Annotated in this window: 3 protein-coding genes; 1 reads left to right on the top strand and 2 read right to left on the bottom strand. The window is 47.5% G+C overall.

Translation table 11 applies throughout. The features are described 5' to 3' along the window. Positions 1-652: 652 nt before the first annotated feature. A complete protein-coding gene (locus PPA03S_RS29380) occupies positions 653-2,014 on the top strand; it encodes a molybdopterin-dependent oxidoreductase (RefSeq protein WP_062329320.1) in 1,362 nt (453 codons plus the stop codon). 79 nt (positions 2,015-2,093) lie between these two features. On the opposite strand, the gene ligA is transcribed toward PPA03S_RS29380, so the two are convergent. Together ligA and pcrA are read right to left on the bottom strand one after the other, a co-directional pair. Then, the gene (ligA, locus tag PPA03S_RS29375; RefSeq protein WP_062329318.1) at positions 2,094-4,112 is read right to left on the bottom strand and encodes an NAD-dependent DNA ligase LigA; all 2,019 of its coding nucleotides are present in this window, start codon (positions 4,110-4,112) and stop codon (positions 2,094-2,096) included. Between the two features lie 210 nt (positions 4,113-4,322). Then, positions 4,323-6,677, bottom strand: coding sequence for a DNA helicase PcrA (gene pcrA / locus PPA03S_RS29370; RefSeq protein ID WP_062329317.1), 2,355 nt, complete (start codon positions 6,675-6,677; stop codon positions 4,323-4,325). Positions 6,678-6,679 lie beyond the last annotated feature (2 nt).

Here is a 6,679-nt window from a genome sequence, read left to right as displayed (position 1 = left end):
TTCATATGAATCAAAAGTTACTATCCATTTGTTCAGTTTTCAAGGAACTTGTTTGTCCGTTTATGTTGAAGTTTGTCAACCGGACAGGAATCTTATTTTATCATGTTGACTAACTAACTGTCAACTCTTTTTTTCGTCAGCGTTCAAAGCGTTTCGACAATCATTCGTTTGAGGCGACAAGGAATAATATATCATGATCTAATTCATTTAGCAAGCATTTTTTAATAGTATTTCTATTAATACTTTATAGCCCAAAACTCCCTCTAGGTTAAAAGCTCTCAAATACTTCAATCGACAAATTATTTAAATTCAGAAGGCATAACTCTAGTTGTACACAAATACTTCTGCTTACTGAATACGTAAATTCTATTCATTAATCAGATAGGTGTAGCTACTAGTACGCAAATCGGATTAGATAACTATTTAGCGGATACTTTTATAGTAAGAAGTTTTTCCCCTTCCTTTTGATTCAGGTGATCCAAACACTCTATAATTACGGTATATATAATATAGAATAAGGAAGGATGATCCTTCCGATGAGTAGTCCATGACACAATCCTCGGTGATACTATATTCAGAACCCGCTCTCTAATAATCGTCTTGATTCATATCGAAGATGTACTGATGAATAACTTATATGGGGTGAACGCACATGAAGCAATGGCTGAGGAGGATTCGTAAGGGTTATGGTAAAAAGCTCGTCTCCATTCATGCCTGGAATGCCTGGATTGTTGTAATCCTCGCGGTATCAGGTCTTATGTTGGTCGGTGGTTTCTGGCGTGAGTTACTCGGAATTGGACGCGTATGGTTAAAATGGCTACATATTATCGTTGGGCTAGCTATGCTGGCACCCGTGGTATATTACTTGATTTTAGCGGGAAAGCACTGGAAACAACTCCGTAATAGGCCTTGGCAGAGAGTAAATACAATCGTTGTTCTTGTACTGCTGGGAGGATGGCTGTTATCAGGTATTGTGTTATGGCAATTCAAACTTGCTGGGCCGAGATGGTCGAATGCTGCGCTTCTGGTTCATGATTTGCTGACTTGGGTTGGCCTGCCATATATTATCTACCACTCCATCACGCGAACGAGATGGTTAAAAGACCCTGCACGCCGTGCAGTAAAGGCAACAACAACTGAAGCAGCGGGCAGCAATATGGTACCTCCAACTAATGCTCCTGATGAACATGCGACACCAGCAGCGATAGTTTCTACAGAATCAATACGTACCACAAAGGAAAGTCCTCTTCATCAACAAGAGAAACCCCAACCCGTTTATACACGGCGGGCATTTATCCGGTCTGCTGTAGGCGTGGGGCTAGCTGTGACTTTGGGGCCTACTTTTATATCATGGGTTGGACGGAACCTCAATATAGACAACAGTATTGAAAGCATGCTGGAGAACGACCCCAATCATATGGTGCCCTTACCGCAACCATTGCATGCCTCTTCACCACCGATAGGAGGTGGAGCCGAAGGCCATTTCCGTGTATATACGGTAACACCGATACCTTCCTTTTCCAATGCAAATTGGTCATTCCGGATTGATGGGCTTGTTGAACGGGCGCAAGTATGGAACTGGGAGCAGTTCGTTAAGCTTGCACGTACCGTTCAGGTCAGTGATTTTCACTGCGTTACAGGATGGTCTGTATATAAGAATACGTGGGAGGGTATATCGCTTAAGCAATTACTGACCCAAGCCGGAGTGAAACCTGAAGCGCACAGCGTCAAGTTCTACTCCGGAGATGGTGTATATACGGATGCCATTACAATGGATCAGGCACAGATGGAGGATATTATGGTAGCAGTTATGCATGATGGCAAACCGATCCCGGCAGATCTGGGCGGCCCGGTACGATTGGTCATTCCCCAAATGTATGCCTATAAGTCCGTCAAGTGGCTGAATCGTATTGAATTGATCGAAAGCGAACATATCGGCTATTGGGAGGAACGTGGATACGACAAAGATGCCTGGCTCACTGGTGCAGCTCAGCGAATACCTGACTTAAGTTAATGCTAGTTCGTGTTTTATCAGAAAAATATGTAAGCCAAAACCCCCGTTCCACGATTTGTGGCATTCGGGGGTTTTTATGTTATCCCTGTTGATTCAAAAGACGTACAAGTTCATCCTCATCCTCAATGGTAGGAATGCCGAGATCATGAGCTTTGGTCAGTTTAGAGCCCGCTTTCTCTCCGGCAATAACGAGGTCTGTCTTTTTGGAGACACTACCCGTTACCTTCGCTCCGAGTGCTTCCAGTCTTTGCGTTGCCTCTTCCCGTGTGAGTTGATGCAATGTTCCAGTCAGCACGACCGTTTTGCCGCTGAAGAAGGAATCTTCCACAATCGCAGCTGGAGCCTCAGGCGCTTGGGCTTTGACACCCAAATTCAGCATTTTCTCGATGGCCGCCTGTGTAAACGGGTCTGCAAAGAAGTTCACAATGCTCTCAGCTACAATGCCGCCAACATCCGGAAGTTCAACGAGCTCCTCTGCGGTTGCATTCATAATGGCATGCAGGTCGCGGTAGTGATCAGCCAGCATGCGTGTAGTCGATTTACCTGTGTTCGGAATACCCAGTGAATACAGGAACGACGCGAGGTCACGATCCTTGCTCTGCTCCAGGGCAGCAATAAGGTTGTTTGCTTTCTTTTCGCCAAACCGCTCCAGCTTCACCAGATCATCAAATTGCAACGTATACAGGTCAGCAGGCTCACGCACGTTCAATTCATCATATAGCTGAATCGCCGTTTTCTCGCTGAACGTCTCGATGTCCATGGCGTCACGGGAAGCAAAATGTGAAATTCGGGCCACGGTCTGCGGCTTACAAGCAAGCTTGTTGTTACAGAACAGATGCGCTCCACGCTGCTCCAGCGGGAATCCACATGCCGGACATTGCTCTGGAAACACAATTTCCTCGCCATCACTCTCTTCAGTCACTTTACCCAGGATTTCAGGAATGACATCATTGGAACGACGGATAAAGACACGTGTACCCAAGGCAAACTTCAGATTTTTCCGCTCAATGTCACCTACGTTATTCAATGTGCAGTTCTGTACCGTTACCCCGGCTAACTCAACCGGTTCTACTCGGGCCAGTGGAGTCACCTTGCCGGTACGACCTACATTCCAGACAACAGAGTTCAGAACGGTCGTGGTCTCTTCCGCCTCGAACTTGTACGCTACCGCCCAACGAGGAAATTTATCCGTGTATCCGAGTACCTCACGGGTGCGCATGTCTGTTATTTTGATAACAGCTCCATCAATTAGGTAGTCCAGTTGACCACGACTCTCCTGGATCGCAGCCAGCTGCTCCATCACATCATCAAACTCATGGAAATACGTAATGGACGGATTGACTTTGAAACGATTCTCGCGGAGAAAGTCCATCATCTCCTGATGGTTGGCGAACTGAATATCCTCCGAATAACCAACATTATAGAAATAGGCGTTTAACCGCCGTTCGGCGGTCGTCTTCGGATTCAGGTTGCGGAGCGCCCCTGCTGCGGCATTACGAGCATTTTTGAGCGGCTCGGCTGCCGTTTCATTATACCGATTCAACACAGACAGGTTCATGATGCCCTCACCCTGGACTTCAATGGTGCCGTCTGTATAAGGGATCTTGAGCGGAACAGATTTGATCGTTCGGACTTGTGCCAAAATACCCTCGCCTACAGTTCCGTTTCCACGCGTAGAGGCTTGAACCAACTCACCGTTTGTATAGGTCAGATTCAGGGTCAGACCGTCAAACTTTAGTTCAATCACATAGCCAGGTTCGGGCAACGGATTGTCCGGATTTTTGGTGTTGTAATCGTTGACCAGCTTGAGCACACGAGTATTCCAGTTCCGCAGCTGCTCAATATTCTGGGCTTTGTCCAAGCTCCACAATGGGGATAAATGGCGATGGGGTGTAAAGCCTTTGAGCAGTTCACCACCCACACGCTGTGTCGGAGAGTCAGGCAAAACCATGCCGCTCTCCTGTTCCAGCGTAACCAGCTCGTCGTACAGAAGATCATACTCCTTGTCGCTAATCTGCGGCTGATCCATCGTGTAGTACTGATAATTATGCTGGTTCAGCTCGGTAACGAGTTGCTCCATCCGGTGCATCGGGTCCATACAGGGCCATCCCTCCGTTAATTTGATCTATGTAGAACGAACACTCCTATTGCACGTGAACTCCGATAACAGAACAACTTTCCGATCGCTGTTATCCCCAGATTTCTTTTAATTAACTTTAAAGGTAGAAATCCTGGGATAAAGGCGAACGTTGCACTTCTTCAAGTTATTTCTGTCCTCTCCGTTATCGTGCAAAAGGAAGTTTCATTCTTATTCGACTTTCGTAATTGGAGCAAAGCCTGCAAGCAGGCGTTTTAGTCCGACCGGGGCCGGGAATGCAATCTGAAGCTCCGTGTCATTGCCTGTGCCTTTCACCCCAACAATGGTACCTGTTCCCCATTTGCCGTGTTGTACTTTATCTCCGGCCTTGAACCCTGCTTCACCATTAGAAGCTGCGGGCTTGGAAGCAGATGATGGCGTAGCATATGCTGGGCGAGAAGTACTTGTGGTCACACGGGAAGTTGGCGTGGATGAGGTAGCAGATGAACCACTCTTGCTTTGGTGATCGAAAAGCTTGGTGTTACCACCAAAGTTGCTCCCTCCACTAGCACCAAGTCCACGACCACCATAAGATCCACCTGCGCCGCTACCCCGTCGGTAGCGGTCACGAGCGATCGAAGTATCTTCTTTTAGCTCATCCGGAATTTCATCCAGGAAGCGTGAAGGCGGGTTCGCCGTTGTCCGTCCGAACAAGGTCCGCATCTGCGCGCAAGACAGGAAGAGTTGTTCTTCCGCACGTGTAATGCCCACATAAGCCAGTCTGCGTTCTTCCTCCAGCTCTTCATTGTCCATAAAGGCCCGGCTATGCGGGAAAACTCCTTCCTCCATACCAACGATAAAGACGACAGGAAACTCCAAACCTTTGGCACTGTGCATTGTCATCAGGGTAACAGCGTCACTCTGATCCTCTTCATCATCGTTCATGCTGTCGATATCCGCAATCAGTGCGAGATCGGTGAGGAACGAGACAAGCGTTTTGTCTTCATTATTTTTCTCAAATTCCATCGTAACGGACAGGAACTCATCAATGTTTTCGAGCCGTGCACGGGATTCGAGTGTGTTTTCATTTTGCATCTCTAATCGGTACTGACTCATCTCGAGGATCTTCTCGGTCAATTCGGTCACAGACAGATATTCTACCATCTGATGCAGCGCTGCGATCATGTCATAGAACTCCACCAGTGCATTCCGCGTTCGACCGGCAAAACCAAGATCATCCACGACCTGAAGCACACGGAATATGGAAATCCCCCGTTCTCCTGCCGCTGCTGCCAGCTTCGCTACCGTTGTATCACCAATGCTGCGTTTTGGTACATTAATAATCCGGGTAAGGCTGATGTCATCGTCAGGGTTGGAAAGCAGGCGCAGATACGCCAGAATGTCCTTGATCTCTTTACGATCATAGAACTTGATGCCGCCAACGATCTGATACGGAATATCAGACTTGATCAAAATTTCCTCTATAACCCGTGACTGGGCGTTGGTACGATACAAAATGGCATGGTTCTGATAGGATTTGCCGTTCTTCACATTTTTACTAATCTCGGAGGTTACAAAGTATCCCTCATCATGCTCAGAGTCCGCACGATACACTTTGATCTTCGAACCACCCTCCTTGTCCGTCCACAGTTTCTTCGGTTTGCGCCCCGTGTTCAGGCCAATTACCTCATTCGCTGCATTCAGGATATTCGAAGTGGAACGATAGTTTTGCTCGAGCAAAATCGTATTGGCTTCAGGGTAGTCTTTTTCAAAATTCAGGATGTTGCTAATATCCGCTCCACGCCAGCGATAGATTGATTGGTCACTATCCCCTACGACGCAAATGCGGTGATGACTATCAGCGAGCATGCGGCAGAGCATGTACTGCGCACGGTTGGTATCCTGATACTCATCCACGTGAATATACTGGAATTTCTTTTGGTAAAAGTCGAGAACTTCCGGCACTTCCTTGAACAGTTGAATGGTCGCCATAATAAGATCGTCGAAGTCGAGCGAGTTGTTGGCTCGGAGTCGTTTCTGGTACATTTTATACACTTTCGCCACGATGCCTTCGAAATAGTCCGCAGCCTGCTTCTCATATTGCTCCGGGCTGATCAATTCATTCTTCGCAGTGCTCATCATCGATTGTACGGCTTTTGGTTCAAATTTCTTGGTGTCGATGTTCTGGTCTTTCATACAACTACGAATGACAGATAATTGGTCAGATGAGTCCAAAATACTGAAATTGGAGGAGAATCCAATACGTTCAATGTCACGACGCAGAATACGGACGCACATGGAGTGGAACGTCGATACCCAAATGTCACGGCCCTGAGAGCCGCCAACCAGTTGGGATACCCGATCCTGCATCTCTCGTGCCGCTTTGTTTGTAAACGTAATAGCCAAAATGCCCCATGGGGGTGCTTTCCGGGTTGCAATAAGATAGGCAATCCGGTGTGTGAGCACCCGGGTCTTGCCACTGCCCGCTCCGGCCATAATCAACAGCGGTCCATCCGTCGCCTCGACGGCTTGCCGTTGGGGGGGGTTAAGCCGTGCAACGGCATCATGTATATTTACAAGTTGCATGC

The sequence above is a fragment of the Paenibacillus pabuli NBRC 13638 genome (genome assembly GCF_001514495.1).
GTDB lineage: Bacteria > Bacillota > Bacilli > Paenibacillales > Paenibacillaceae > Paenibacillus > Paenibacillus pabuli.
The sequence above is the reverse complement of the archived record's forward strand: the minus strand, read 5'-3'. Positions and strand labels throughout refer to the sequence as shown.